General features: G+C 35.9%; 13 protein-coding genes and 2 pseudogenes. 6 read left to right on the plus strand and 9 right to left on the minus strand.

What is annotated here, in order from left to right:
- Nucleotides 1-31: 31 nt before the first annotated feature.
- From BMSHG_RS27230 to BMSHG_RS21570, 3 genes are all read right to left on the minus strand, one after another.
- Nucleotides 32-1,447 carry a polysaccharide deacetylase family protein gene (locus BMSHG_RS27230; protein ID WP_019156546.1) on the minus strand — a complete coding sequence of 472 codons (1,416 nt, stop codon included), beginning with the start codon at nt 1,445-1,447 and terminating at the stop codon, nt 32-34.
- Between the two features lie 143 nt (nt 1,448-1,590).
- Complete coding sequence (locus BMSHG_RS21565) at nt 1,591-2,451, minus strand: AraC family transcriptional regulator (protein WP_019156547.1); 861 nt, start codon at nt 2,449-2,451, stop codon at nt 1,591-1,593.
- A 190-nt stretch (nt 2,452-2,641) separates the two neighbouring features.
- A complete protein-coding gene (locus BMSHG_RS21570) occupies nt 2,642-3,187 on the minus strand; it encodes a cupin domain-containing protein (protein ID WP_026073582.1) in 546 nt (181 codons plus the stop codon).
- Between the two features lie 151 nt (nt 3,188-3,338).
- Here BMSHG_RS21570 and BMSHG_RS21575 point away from each other — a divergent pair, with 151 nt between their 5' ends.
- A complete protein-coding gene (locus BMSHG_RS21575) occupies nt 3,339-3,764 on the plus strand; it encodes a ribosomal maturation YjgA family protein (protein WP_019156549.1) in 426 nt (141 codons plus the stop codon).
- Nucleotides 3,765-3,767: 3 nt separating this feature from the next.
- Here the strand turns inward: BMSHG_RS21575 and BMSHG_RS21580 are convergent, their stop codons facing one another.
- From BMSHG_RS21580 to BMSHG_RS21600, 5 genes are all read right to left on the minus strand, one after another.
- Entirely contained in the window at nt 3,768-4,175 is a 408-nt protein-coding gene (locus tag BMSHG_RS21580) for a hypothetical protein (RefSeq protein ID WP_161601805.1), read from the minus strand.
- Nucleotides 4,114-4,470: a VOC family protein gene (locus BMSHG_RS21585; RefSeq protein WP_019156551.1), complete on the minus strand. Its 357-nt coding sequence runs from the start codon at nt 4,468-4,470 to the stop codon at nt 4,114-4,116. Before BMSHG_RS21585 ends, BMSHG_RS21580 begins: the two co-directional genes overlap by 62 nt.
- Nucleotides 4,471-4,510: 40 nt before the next feature.
- On the minus strand, nt 4,511-5,368 hold the full coding sequence (locus BMSHG_RS21590; protein WP_019156552.1) for an AraC family transcriptional regulator: 858 nt from the start codon (nt 5,366-5,368) through the stop codon (nt 4,511-4,513).
- Between the two features lie 332 nt (nt 5,369-5,700).
- Complete coding sequence (locus BMSHG_RS29425; RefSeq protein WP_316245682.1) at nt 5,701-5,862, minus strand: hypothetical protein; 162 nt, start codon at nt 5,860-5,862, stop codon at nt 5,701-5,703.
- A gap of 13 nt (nt 5,863-5,875) precedes the next feature.
- Nucleotides 5,876-7,069 (minus strand): MFS transporter, encoded by a 1,194-nt coding sequence (locus BMSHG_RS21600; RefSeq protein WP_019156554.1) that lies wholly within the window; start codon nt 7,067-7,069, stop codon nt 5,876-5,878.
- Nucleotides 7,070-7,712: 643 nt separating this feature from the next.
- On the opposite strand from BMSHG_RS21600, the pseudogene BMSHG_RS27875 reads away from it, so the two are divergent.
- From BMSHG_RS27875 to BMSHG_RS29490, 5 genes and pseudogenes are all read left to right on the plus strand, one after another.
- Nucleotides 7,713-7,952, plus strand: a pseudogene (locus BMSHG_RS27875) (CatA-like O-acetyltransferase); the annotation flags it as partial.
- 202 nt (nt 7,953-8,154) lie between these two features.
- A complete protein-coding gene (locus BMSHG_RS21605) occupies nt 8,155-8,742 on the plus strand; it encodes a helix-turn-helix domain-containing protein (protein ID WP_019156555.1) in 588 nt (195 codons plus the stop codon).
- A 128-nt stretch (nt 8,743-8,870) separates the two neighbouring features.
- Nucleotides 8,871-10,240 (plus strand): annotated as a pseudogene (locus tag BMSHG_RS26640) (MATE family efflux transporter).
- A 1,152-nt stretch (nt 10,241-11,392) separates the two neighbouring features.
- Nucleotides 11,393-12,310 carry a class I SAM-dependent methyltransferase gene (locus BMSHG_RS21625; protein ID WP_019156559.1) on the plus strand — a complete coding sequence of 306 codons (918 nt, stop codon included), beginning with the start codon at nt 11,393-11,395 and terminating at the stop codon, nt 12,308-12,310.
- Nucleotides 12,311-12,388: 78 nt separating this feature from the next.
- Nucleotides 12,389-12,742 carry a Holliday junction resolvase RecU gene (locus BMSHG_RS29490; RefSeq protein WP_083879411.1) on the plus strand — a complete coding sequence of 118 codons (354 nt, stop codon included), beginning with the start codon at nt 12,389-12,391 and terminating at the stop codon, nt 12,740-12,742.
- Nucleotides 12,743-12,784: 42 nt separating this feature from the next.
- Here the strand turns inward: BMSHG_RS29490 and BMSHG_RS21630 are convergent.
- Nucleotides 12,785-13,780 (minus strand): PD-(D/E)XK nuclease family protein (locus BMSHG_RS21630; RefSeq protein WP_019156560.1); only part of this gene is annotated, 996 nt, incomplete at its 5' end.

Here is a 13,780-nt window from a genome sequence, read left to right on the forward strand (position 1 = left end):
AGCAAGCCTCCTCGATAAAAACGAAGAAGAATTATAGAATTTGAGAAACCGTTACACATGTGTAACCATTTTCCTCCAAATAGTCTAACACAAGCTCTACCGCTTTAACTGTTGTTTCATGTATATCATGCATGAGGATGATCGAACCATCTCGAACATTCTTTTTGACTTCTTCTAACACCGCTTGTGGATCATGGGTTTTCCAATCCAATGTATCGACTGTCCATAAGATGGACGGTAAATTGACAACAGATTCTACCTCTTTATTTGTGGCACCATAGGGTGGTCGCATGACTGTTGGCTCTTGACCTGTTGCCTGTAAGATGATTGCGCTTGTCTCTTCTACTTCCTGTTTTATCATTTCCGAACTAAGTGTTGTTAAATCCTTATGATTCCACGTATGATTTCCTAATTCATGACCATTTTCAGCTATCTCCTTGGCAATAGCAGGGTAGAAGTCAACTCTACTACCTAGCATGAAAAAAGTAGCTTTAGCATCGTGCTTCTTTAGCAACTCCAAAATTTTCATCGTATTCTTAGGGTGTGGACCATCATCAAAGGTTAGAGCCACTCTTTTCTCTTTAGAGGATGTATCTTTTGCTGGTTCTATCTCTTTTTCTTCCTCTTTCACCTTTTGCTCATCTCGTTCAGCTTCTTCATTTTCGTCACTGCTATCTTGTGCATTTAATTTATCTACCCACTCAGCAGAAAGGATCTCTCTTACTTCTTTAAAAGGTAAAGCAATTTCTGGCATTCCAGCTGCACCTGCTGTCACTTCATACTTATCAAATTTAAACACAACCGACTCCTTCGTTAAAAACATATTGGAGAAGTCATGATCTTTATTTTCAATCCATTCTTTTAAATATTCTTCATTTAGAAAAGAACCATATTCTTTAGACTCCTTAAATGCGTTGAGTAAAAGATTATAGATCTTTTCCCTGCTTTCTTTCGTATCATCGATGATCTCGGTTTGTTTAATATATCGTTTGTTCTTTAAATCCACGAGAAATACTTTGTTATTTAGTCGCGCATTTGCACCTCCAAAATAAGCTTCCTCATAAAATACGATGGAGTAAATCCCGTCTGTAACAGGATATATATCAAACGTTAAATAAAACTGAGCAGGGCGTTCCTTTAAAAGATCCACATCATGTTTATCTAATTCCTCATAAAAGTTTTGTTCCATTTTTGAAACATACTTACTCATTTCAGTATTTAAAACTTGTTCCTTGAATTTTGGATAATGAACGGCTTTATGATACGTCTCTTCTTCGAACGTATCGGTGATAATATCGACTCCAGGGTATTTGGATTGCTCCATTTTCGTCTGTTCACCCTTTACATGCTCGTCCTCATTTCCTTGAACATAATAATAAATAAGACAGGCCATTCCGATCATTCCAAGAATGACCAAAATGATTTTCGTTAATCTCGTTGGTTTCATGATGAAAAACTCCTTATATACTTCTTTCTACCAAAATAATTGTATCAAACTAATACAAACTATGTCTGCCCATCCAATGATTTGTACATAAAAAATCCGAAGGTTTGTCGAATGAAAACACCTTCGGAATAGTATTGTCTTAGTTACTTTTTCACTGGGATCCAGATCTCACTATAATATTCTTCTGAAGAAGGATCTCCATCGCTTACGTACACTTCCATCTCTGGTCCTTCCGCATGCTCATACCCTGTTGCAGGAAACCACTCAGAGAAAATCCGCCCCCAAACTTTTGGCATCGCATCCGGCATGGCACCATGTACTGGGAAGACAGCCCAGGTTGCAGCAGGAATCTCCCTTTCTTCCCAATCAGAAGGGACATTTTCATTCATTTTTTCTGCAGCGATTAAATACGTTAAATTCTCTTGCTGTTTATCAAACTCCAAACAAATTCCCATGAGTCCAAGCGGGCCACCATGTTGAGCTAACTCTTTGGCAAATCCATTCTGATTCGCCTCTTGCCAATAGGCTGCAATTCTTCGATTATTCTCGCCACCAATCGTACTTGTTTGAATGCTTTTTCCGACAACCTTAAAACGCTCTTTTTCTACCAATTTGTACTCCATTTCCACATCACCCTTTAATTGAATTTGAAAGGAGAGTTTAGGATAGGCTTTCAAGAATTGACTGTTTTTCTTGGCAACAGAAGGACTTATCCCGTGAATTCTTCGAAAGGCTTTCGTAAAAGCTTCAGGACTTTCATATCCGTACTTCATCGCAATATCAATGACCTTACAATTGGATTGAATCAACTCTTGTGTAGCCACTGTAATACGGCGATTTCGAATATATTCACTTACAGAAAAACCTGTTAACATGCTGAACATCCGCTGGAAGTGAAATTTCGACATACAGGCAATTTCAGCAATGTTATCAATAGAAAGCTCATCCTCTAGATGACTCTCGATATACGTAATGCTATCTAACATTCTTTGAAGCCCCTCCATTTCATCTCTCCTCTCCTCATTCACTTTATCAATAAGGTTATCATGATTCCTGTTCATCTGTGCTCTTTGATGACAGGATCTTCTTTATGTTCATAACTATATAGATAAATGACCTATTTTCCTATAAAAAAGCAATAAAAAATACCCGTCATTAAAACGGGATGAAGCTTCAAAAGGTTTCAGTTCCATATCAAAACAGACGTTCTGCTTCTACTTTTGTTCGATGAACAGTGCCAAATGGATGATTAGGTGGTGCGTAAATGGAGTATAGTTTAAGAGGGACGCCCCCAGTGTTCGTTACGTTATGCCATGTTCCAGCAGGGATCATCATCGCAAAATCATCATTCACTTTTCTTTCGAAGCTTAAATGATCTTTACTTTTCCCCATTTGTACAACCCCCTGCCCTTGTTCGATACGCAAAAATTGATCGACATGAGGATGCATTTCTAATCCAATATCCTCACCCACAGCAATACTCATCAATGTCACCTGCAAATGAGTTCCTGTCCATATGGCAGTTCGATACGTCTTATTTTGTTTGGTAGCTTCATTAATATTTACAACAAATGGTTGTTTGCCATAATCCTTTAACTTCATGCTTTTTTTCGTTGTCGGCAAACTAAACCACCTCTCAGTATCTTCTGTAGCATTGGGCCAAGTCCTATAACCATGGTGTCTCATCATGTTGTATCTATAATAGGGATGCAACGGATAAATAAAAGGACGAACGTACATCTACTAACCACCTTTCTCAAGTTTGATGGAATATCATATGCTGGTGGGTGAATAATGTACGTATGTATATAAGAGGTGGAAGTTTAATGAACCGCCTATCTCATGGTAAGATGAAACCGATACCCATTTCCATTATAAAGAGTGATCCCACATGACTTTAGTCAAAACAACTTACCCAACACTAAAGAATAAAAGATTGATCTATATAGTTGCCACTATTCTCTGCATGATATTAGGACTAGCATCCAGAAAAATTGCTCACTTGCTTCCACTTTTTGTCGCCGAGAACGCTGGAGATATGATATGGGCAATGATGATCTATTTTGGATTTCGCTTCCTTCTGATCCAGAAAAATCTTTTCACAACGGTTGTCATTAGTTTCTTATTTTGCTTTTGCATTGAATTCAGTCAATTGTATCAAGCTTCCTGGATTAATCAGATACGTCGTACAGTTGTCGGAGGATTGATTCTCGGCAAAGGGTTTCTCACCATAGATCTCATTCGATATTCAGTTGGAATTATTACTGCCGCTATCTTGGATAGGATATACATCCTGTACCATACGTCTAATAGATAGGGATTACCCTATCTCTTTTTCACAGGCATACTCCCAAGACCATGTAAAACCTCCTCTATGCTTTTCTCCTTCTACATGCAGCTTATAAGTACCCACTTCGTTGAGCGTATAAGTATCCCCATTTTCTAAAGTTTTGAGTGTTTCTCCATTAGAATTTATCACCTTTGCCATTAATTCTCCACTTTTAGTATCGACTTCAAGGTTGAGCGTATAGTTTTCCCCGTCTGCAATCGTTCCTTTTTTGAAGTAGTTCCCTGAAAAGCTCTTATATTCTCCAACAACACTATTCTGTGAGAATTCAACCTCTCCAATACCTATTGCATACGATCCTCCTGAACAACCCACTAAACTAAATAACAATAATGTCGTTAAGAAGAGCACTCCTGCTTTCTTCACCTGGAGCTTGAACATAGAAGGTATACCCATGAGATTCGATCGGAGAATCCACCTCATAACCATCATTTTTCAAACGTTTGTTAATTTGATTAACTTTTTCTCTACTCTCTTGCGGAAATCCAATATGAAAGGTCTTAGGATACAGAACATCCCTTCCTTTCATCAAGGTTAGTACAAATTGATCATCATCAAACATGGCAGAGAATCCTTGTCCACGGCTACCAACACATGTCATGCCAAAGTAAGTTTCTAAGAACTGCCTTGAAGCATCAACATCATTTACAGTTAAGTTTAAATGTTTTAATCTCATATAGCCACCTCTAAATGAAGATATATTGCTTAGTTGTCATCTACCTTTGAGACATTAATCTTTTTTTCTTGATAGCTACCCAAATCTCACTCTTCTGGTCTTTACTAACTAGCATTTCAGGTCCTTCTGCGAGCTCATACGAAGATGAAGGTAGCCACTCAGAATATATTCGTTGCCAATGTTCTTCCACTTGCGTCCAGTCTCCATCTACTTCAAAAATTGCCCACAAATAGCCCGGAATTTCTAACGTTGAATACTCATCCGTTGCTTCCTTCGTCGTGACTGCTCCTATATATTGATCGAAATTTGCCTTTCCCTCCATATTTTCCGAATAATTGACTGAAACATGAACAATTCCATAGGGCTCCTTATTAGAGATGTACTCCAATTCTTTCATTCTGGTATCACTAATGCCTGCTATCATATCTTCATAAGTTGGTGAAAGAATGCCATTTACCATCTCAACTGCATAGTTCACCCCCACGACTTTAAACGGTTCTCTTTCAACAATACGATATTTCATCTCGATCCCTCCTTGAATGGTTAATTGAAAGGACAGTCTTGGATGTGCTTTCAAGATTTGCTCTGGATTCCTAGCTAAGGTTGGAATGACCCCATGAAAACTCTGAAAAGCTCTGGAGAAGGCATCTGGAGATTGGTAGCCATATTTGATTGCAATATCTATTACTTTTACATGCTGCTTCTTCAATTCCAGAGCCGCTACTGTTAACCGCCGTCTACGAATATACTCTGATATCGAGATACCTGATAGAAGGGAAAAGAGTCGTTTGAAATGAAACTCAGAACAATACGCTCTCTTTGCCACTTCTTTTAAGTCAATATGGCTATCCAAATGATCTTCAATATAGCTTAATGCCTCGTTCATCCCTTTTAACATATCCTTTATTCCACTCCTTTCACTTATAACATAACAGGAGAAATCACCTTATCCCCGACTTTTCATGCTTATATCAGTCGGGTTTAATGTTTAATTATATTTTACTTAACAGTGTGATTACTAAATTCTGTACTTCTATGGCATACACATATCAGCCACACTCTCAACAAAAGGACGGTCATGCGATACAAGAAGAACTGTTCTTTCATATCCTTTTAAAAAGCATTCCAATGCTTCAATACAGAAAATATCTTCAAAGTTTGTTGGTTCATCTAAAACTAATATATTGTACCTTCCTACAAAAATAGCTGACACAACACTAAACGAATTGCCTATCCGCCCTTCTTATTTTTGTCCTCTGCAGCTTTGAGCAGACGTGTTTTCTCTTTTATATATTTATCATTTTGCTCTTGTTGTTGCCTTTTCTCAAGCACTTTTTGGCGGGAGTATTCCGAGTAGTTACATGTATATTCATTTACTTTCCCATCCTCTATTTCCCAACCCCCTCTATTTTGCCTTCCATGTTATGACTGAATTAATGACAATTAATATACCTGACACTGAAAAAAGAATGGCTACACTTGTAAATTCAATTAAGACTCCAGCTACTAGATACCCAATCGGAGTTGCTAGTAGTGAGAGGCTGGTCACAAAACTAAATACTCTCCCAAGTAGTTGCGGTTCAACTTCTGTCTGAATAAGAGCATAAAATGGTGCTGAAAAAAATGGGCCCGACAGCCCGACTAAACCGGCCAACACAATAAAAATATAGAAGTATGATGGTGAGAGTAAGCCAGATATAAATAAAGTTGCCCCCATCAATAACATCCCTGTTGCCATCATGCTCACTTTATTAAAACGATCTCCTAACACACCTATTAGTGAACCTCCAACTATTAACCCAATTGCAAAAACACTCTCCACAATTCCTGCTTCTACGACACCTTTTTCAAAATAATTGCGTGTCATAAGCGGAAAGTACGTGCCTAGTGGAATATAAAGAAGAGCGACTACGGTCATTGTTATAGTTAACTTTAACACAACAGGACTCTTCACAATTGCATGATACCCTAGCTCCATTTCGGTAATAATGTTGCTAGAAACTTGCTCTTCTGTTTTTACTACACTTGGAATGTTAATAAATAATAAAATACTACTAGCGATAACAGCACCGAAAACATCGAACAACAATACCCATTCAAGTGAGCTTACTGCTAGTAAAGACATTCCAAGAGCTGGTCCTGCAATATTAGAAATGGAGCTTATCGTCTGTCCCCAACCTGCAATCTTTGTAAGATGCTCTTCAGGTGCAAGTAAAGGTATAGATGCTTGCATAGCCGGCATATGAAATGCAGTTGCAAGAGAACGTATGACTAAGATAACGATCACCATTGGAATACTCGGCTCATTAAAATACATTGTTATAAATAAGAGGAGACTTCCAAGAGCGACAGTCATGTCTGCCAGAATCATCATCAACTTTCGAGAGTAACGATCCGTGATTGTGCCTGCAAATGGACCTACTAATGCTTGTGTCAAAAAGCCAGCTAGACCAGCCATCGTCAGGACAAGTGGCGATCCACCCGTTGAATCAGTTAGCCACCAAATAATACTAAATTGAACAGCCGCACTACTTATTATTGAAAAGAACTGTCCGGTATATATTGCAATAAATTTTCGTAGCCAATTTTCACTTTTCATTTTCCTGACCTCCAATTAATAAAAAAAACACAAGCATCTGCTTGTGTTCTTCGAGTAAAGGGAAAGAGGCCCATCCTTATTGGGGCTATCAGGAGCCGTCTGCAAATAAACCTACCCACTTAATTTCTTTGGGAGGAAAATTAGACATAAATAAAGAAAGGTAGAACAATCCGCCTTTCTAAACATTACATATTTTCATCCGCATAAACCTGGAAGTATGAAGAACCACCTTCAAAAAGTTGGACAAACTGTTCGGATAGGGCGGATGTTTTTTTAAATATGAAATGAAGATTATTAAAAAAGGACAGACTAATCCCGTTTACTCTGTACACAAACAGAGCCTTTGAACGTATTCAATTACTTGTTCAAAGATAGGGTCCATAGTCTAGGTATCATTTTTTAATAATCCTCCTTAGCATTTAAAAATATAGTGATTATTATAGGTTCTCTTTTTCAAAAAGTCAAAGGAAAATAATGCTTTAGCAATTAGAGGCGGTTATTTATCTTTAGTCTTAGCTTTAAAATCTGAAATTTGATTGGTACGTTCAAACAAAATTTTGCAAATGGAGATTCCCCCCCATATAAGTAACATTTAGATAGGCATGTGGATGTCCTGATAATGAGTAGAAACCTTGCCCTCTAATTATTGGAACAACTCCGTAGCAAAGGGATAAAGCTATACCCACCCTTTATTTACATAGTCACTAAAATAGTAAATTCTCATAAAAAATTTAGAACTTGCTTTAACGATGATGGTACTCTGGGTTATTCGGTGGGAATGTCGCCAAGCTATTTCCTGTTCTGTTTTGAAACTTATCTAATTAAAGACCCTTACAATAAGTATACTCTTTCACAATTAACTTTTACTTTTGAAAAATCCTAATTTTTATTTCCATGTAGTTAACCATATGAGGAAGAATCCATAAACCAATAATAGCTATAAACAGTCGAATGATTACAGTCATTAAAACACGTTCAAAAGGAAAATAAGTACACTCTACCTATCTATGTTTAACTCTACGGAGCGTTTGTTGATTCTAACCATATAGACCCCTAAGATGAAAATAGAGCAGGAGGAAAAAAAGATGGATAATCGTAAAGTTGGAGAGTTAATTTATAATTTACGGAAAGAAAAAGGGCTGACACAGAAACAATTAGCTGATCAAATGAACATTTCTGATCGAACGATTTCAAAATGGGAGCGTGGGTATGGCTGTCCAGATGTCACGCTATTACCAAGTTTATCTACCCTATTGGGCGTAAATATAGAAAATATTTTAGATGGTGAATTATCGTCGAATGAATTTGTAGGAGGAAATATGAAAAAGTCAAATTATTTTGTCTGTCCGTCATGTAATAATGTTGTATTAGCCACTGGAAATATCACCCTATCTTGCTGTGGGAGAAAATTAGAACGATTAGCAGCAAAGAAAGCAGCAGACAAAGAAAAACTTTCAATTACAGAAATTGATAATGAATGGTTTATTTCAAGCGATCATCCTATGACAAAAGATCAATATATATCATTTATTGCTGTTGCTACTGGTGATCAAGTTCAAATTATAAAACAGTATCCTGAGTGGGGTTTACAAACACGTATCCCGAAACGTAAACATAGCAAGCTGCTATGGTATGATACTCAATTTGGTTTATATTATCAGATTTTATCATAACTTTTTATATAAAAATTCACGAGTTATGACTTAAATGTTCATACTCGTTGGTCTTTCCCTCACTTCAAAATCTTGATTCAAAAAATGGGGAATTCTTTTGAAATTAAACCTATTAGGAGTTATTTGAAATGACTAAATCATTAAATGAAACTAAAGTCTTAGCAAAACCAATGATTCTCTTTCTTATACCTGTCATTTTTGCAAGTGTTTTGCAATCATTAGGTCAAGTATTTGGAATTATCGTCGTTGGACAAACACTTGGAGTAGATTCTTTGGCAGCTATTTCTGCATTCTTCCCTCTATTCTTTTTTTAATATCCTTTGTAATCGGAATTGGATCTGGAAGTTCCATTCTAGTTGGGCAAACGTACGGTGGTGGAAATACCTCAAAAATGAAGGAAATCGTTGGAGTAACTTTGGCATTTACGATGATCATATCCATTGTTGTCGCCATAATCGGAGGGTTCTTTACAGAAGATATTCTAAAATGGATGGGAACACCTGAGAATATTCTGGTTGCAAGTACAGAATATGCACGTATTTTATTTATTACATTACCTATTACTTTCTTATATATGTGCTATACAACCTTTATGAGAGGTGTTGGAGATTCAAAAACACCTTTTTATTTCTTATTAATTAGTATTATCTTAAATATCGCCTTGCTTCCAATTCTTATTTTCGGTTGGCTGGGTTTACCGGAATTGGCATTAAATGGTGCTGCTTACGCCTCTGTATTATCCAATTTCATTACATTCGTGATTCTATTAGTGTACTTACACAAAAAAAGTCATGTACTCAAATTAGATTCTATTATTTTGAAACATCTTCACTTGAAAAGCTCGGTATTGAAAGCCTTACTGAAATTAGCCATTCCTACCAGCATAAGTATGATTTCAATCGCATTGTCAGAAATTGCAGTCATAACTTTTGTAAATGATTATGGATCCAATGCAACGGCTGCATACGGAATCGTGAATCAAATTGCAAGCTACGTTCAAATACCAGCGATGAGTATTTCAATTGCCATTTCAGTATTTGTTGCACAAGCAGTGGGATCCGGAAATATTTCGAACATTAAACATATAACAAAAATAGCCATTACACTCAATTATCTTCTTGGTGGTATTCTTATTCTCATTCTTTACCTGATACCAAATCCCGTTTTAAGAATTTTCTTAGACAACTCCGATACTATTAATCTTGCAAAAGATCTTATTATAATCTCTTTTTGTAGTTATGTTATTTTGGGTCACACTCAAGCAATTTCAGCAACAATGAGAGCAACAGGTACGGTATTATTACCAACAATTTTTACAATCACAAGTATTTTGGTGATTGAAGTTCCAGTAGCATACTCCTTGTCACATTTTACTGGACTTGGGATAGACGGAATATGGCTCGCATATCCAGTTGCGTTCATAGTCAATTTCTTGGCTCAATCTATTTACCACCGATTTTTTTGGAAAAAGAAATCTTTTAAGGCACTAATTAATTAAAATCTACTAAAAGAGAAGATATTTACAAATAGCTTCTTCAGACTGTAGACAAAGTCGTTTTCAACAACTTTGTCTACTATTTTTTCTTTTTCTGCATTTTCTCCTGCTTTTCTTCTTGCCTTCCCATTGCTTTTTTCAGGCTTTTTCTCTGGCTCCCTAAAATAAAAAACACGAGAAAAATTGGATGGATAATCCAACTTTTCTAACTGTTAGCCTAGCAAAACCCGAATCATGGGTACTAATCAGAATTTATCTATCCTCTACTAATTAGACAGGCCGTATATAAAAGAATAAGCATAATATCATCTAGATTTTGGAATGGGTCATCAGTTCCTATTACATTTAATTTACTCCAATTTTGAGATTTATTTAAAGTTAAAAAATATATACTCATTGCTAATATAGTCGATTGTGCAGCGCTAAAAGTAAGACTAGCGTTTACTGAGTCTTCTATGTCGCACATAACATACAATAATACAGTGTATCCCTTCTACAAATGCTCCCAGCAACTACTCCTAATCGTGCATAGAGCCCTTTTCCATGATTAGCAACATCCCGAATAATCTCTTGCTGCCTATCTTTTGAAAGGAACATAGTATAATAAGGATAAATTGTATGATTAGCTAAAAGTGTTTCAATAATGTAATGCGAACCAAGTTGTTCTGCCAATATAGAAAAATAACTACCTATTTCTACACTCGGTATTGCAGAACAACTACCAAACAACTCTTACAACGTATCTTTACAATCAAGATTACCACTATAAAAAGTGATAAACGTGCAATAGCTGAATACAATAGCTCATCTGGATATGGGTTTGTGAAAAAAGGTAGCATACATTATCATCTTTTAATTATCCGAATCACAAAATAGGAGCATGCGTTCTATTTATATTGTAATACATTCACAGCTATTTTTCCATTTTTATTAAAATTTGCGAGCACTTAAACTGTTCATTACAATTAAAATTCTAAAATAGTGGGGAATATAATAGTTTTAATAATATCCAGGTTGCATTTCCGAAAAAATCATCCATTTTATTTGACAAAAAAATTTATTTATGCTATAATTTACATTTAAAAAAATTGTGTGTATAATAAGATTCTCCTGGCCAGGGGAATCTTATTTTGTTATATATGGGAGGATTAGTTTATGAAGAAGAATGAATCAAGTTTAACTTCCTTAATATCAGCCTTTGGTCGAGCATACCATAGTCAATATGACACACCCAAAATTTTTGATGATTTTATTGCAAAAGATCTAATTACTCAAAAGGAATTTTCAGATATTCGAGAAAACATGATTAAAGGAATTCATTTCTTTAATCATGAAATCGCAAAGAAGTTTAAAGATCAGCCAGAAGAAATTTTAAAATGGATAACGCAAGTTCAACTTTCTCCAACCCCTTTAGCTCGTGCCGTCTATTGTGAAAATGTTCTATTTCAAGAAATGATACTTGGTGTTAAACAATATGTCATTTTAGGAGCTGGATTAGATACTTTTTGTTTTCGTCACACCCAATTAAACGACAGCTTAAAAATATTTGAAGTCGATTATCCAACCACACAAAGCTTTAAAAAGAGAAGGTTGGTAGATGCAGAATATCAAATCCCAGAAAATCTTCACTTCGTCCCAATGGACTTCACTAAAGAATTTGCTATTCAAAATCTTGTTAAAGAAGGTTTTATTCCAAAAAATAAAACTTTCTTTAGTCTTTTAGGTGTTTCCTACTATTTAACAAAAGAGGAAAACGCCAATCTTTTCAAAGAATTGTTTACCTATGTTCCATCAGGAAGTTCTATCGTTTTTGATTATGCGGATGACAAACTTTTTGAAGAAAAAGGAACGTCTAATCGAGTTCAAAATATGGTTCAAATGGCTTCAACTAGTGGAGAGCCAATGAAATCATGCTTTTCTTATAATGAAATAGAGAAATTGTTAGAAAACTCGGGGTTACTAATTTATGAACACTTGTCACCAGATTCTATTAATAATCAATTTTTTGTTAATCGCACAGACTACTTATCTGCCTTCGAAACAATTCATTACATCCATGCCGTAAAAAAGTAACAATAAACTATAACAGGGGATGCACGAAAAGTAGATTTTCGAGCCTAAATCTGTAAAATAAAACCTTAGAATGTTGAAGTGACCCTAAAAGTTAGGCACTACAGTTACCCCATCATTTTTCTATTCGAACTCAAAACCACGAAGCAAAAGTCCCTTCCATTTGCAAACATCAATCAATATCAGATTGACACCCTCTTCCTTCACAATAAACAATCTGGCATTATTGCAGGCTTTGTGATCAACTTCCGATCACATGATTACCAGACATTTTTCGTTCCTGCTGAGAAAGTGCATTACTATTACTATCACGCCGACCGTAATAGTTTCCCTATTGAATGGATTCAGCAAAATGGCATCAACCTTCCTGCCACACTAATTCGCACACGCTATCGATTCGATCTTAGCCCCATTCTCGGAGATTGTGCAATATGATATTATCCATAGTGTATCCATTTTGAGAAAGTTGGGTTTTGACTAATACTCCATAAACTCTGACATTCGTTCCAATTTTGCTCTATAGCTATCCTCAGTTTCATAGGGACTTTCTTCCAAAAATTCTACCACCCTTTCGTCAACTGGCATACCACTTCGTACAAATTCTCGCATCATAATAATATCTCTCTCTTTCACCATTCTCTCCCCCTTTTTTCTCCCAATGCCACGTAAGAAATTGTTAATATGTATATCCTTTTGTTCATCCAAGCAAATAGCTTTAAAGTTGCATGTATCACATCGCTCTTTGTTCTCCGTCTTGTGAAACAGTTCCATTACTTCTGTGTCAGATTTATGTAAGTTCTCTTCTAACTCAGCCATTCTCTTTGCACTTTGTAGAATTAAATCTCGTAGATTATCAGTTTCGTATGTATCTATAACATATGATTTGCTTGTACCACTTTCTAAGAATTCATTACTCACCAGGATGTCTTGTAATTTTGCTCCATATGTATTTTCGAGATACATTGCATATAGGGAAAGCTGTAGTGCGTCATGCTGTGTCTGCTTTCCTGACTTCCAATCGACAATTCCCCATACATCATTATCTTGGTCATGATATATAAGATCGGCTGAAAGAACAACTCTAACTCCATCCACATAAAATGAGCGGAATTTTTCTGCCTCCATTATTTTCACATTTCCTTTAATAATAAGTTCATTAATTGTTTTAGAATGGATAAATCCGCTAACGCACTTGTCTATTCTTTGCTTAATAAACTCAGTAGTATTCTCACCTAAACCACCATCATAATAAATCTCATAAAGCATAGTATTTGCTTTGGGATCTTTGTACCACAGGTTTAAATCATTTTGGGACTCTCTAAACGACTGTTCAAGCATATCGCTCAACTTTCCCCTTATTTTAGTTTTAGATAAGACCTCTCCTGTTTCCATAAATTTATTGACTTCTTCTTCAATGATTTTGTGAAGCAAATCTCCAAAGAGTAAAAACACATTTTTTAGGTGTTTCAATCG

Origin of the sequence: Robertmurraya massiliosenegalensis JC6, assembly GCF_000311725.1 — a bacterium.
GTDB lineage: Bacteria > Bacillota > Bacilli > Bacillales > Cytobacillaceae > Robertmurraya > Robertmurraya massiliosenegalensis.

Excerpts from the sequence above, each read along its gene's own strand:
- BMSHG_RS21590 (WP_019156552.1), bottom strand. The coding sequence starts at position 5,368 with ATGTTAAAAGGGATGAACGAGGCATTAAGCTATATTGAAGATCATTTG.
- BMSHG_RS21605 (WP_019156555.1), top strand. The coding sequence starts at position 8,155 with ATGGATAATCGTAAAGTTGGAGAGTTAATTTATAATTTACGGAAAGAA.
- BMSHG_RS21575 (WP_019156549.1), top strand. The coding sequence starts at position 3,339 with ATGACTTTAGTCAAAACAACTTACCCAACACTAAAGAATAAAAGATTG.
- BMSHG_RS21565 (WP_019156547.1), bottom strand. The coding sequence starts at position 2,451 with ATGGAGGGGCTTCAAAGAATGTTAGATAGCATTACGTATATCGAGAGT.
- BMSHG_RS21600 (WP_019156554.1), bottom strand. The coding sequence starts at position 7,069 with ATGAAAAGTGAAAATTGGCTACGAAAATTTATTGCAATATATACCGGA.
- BMSHG_RS21580 (WP_161601805.1), bottom strand. The coding sequence starts at position 4,175 with ATGTTCAAGCTCCAGGTGAAGAAAGCAGGAGTGCTCTTCTTAACGACA.
- BMSHG_RS21585 (WP_019156551.1), bottom strand. The coding sequence starts at position 4,470 with ATGAGATTAAAACATTTAAACTTAACTGTAAATGATGTTGATGCTTCA.
- BMSHG_RS21570 (WP_026073582.1), bottom strand. The coding sequence starts at position 3,187 with ATGTACGTTCGTCCTTTTATTTATCCGTTGCATCCCTATTATAGATAC.
- BMSHG_RS27230 (WP_019156546.1), bottom strand. The coding sequence starts at position 1,447 with ATGAAACCAACGAGATTAACGAAAATCATTTTGGTCATTCTTGGAATG.
- BMSHG_RS21625 (WP_019156559.1), top strand. The coding sequence starts at position 11,393 with ATGAAGAAGAATGAATCAAGTTTAACTTCCTTAATATCAGCCTTTGGT.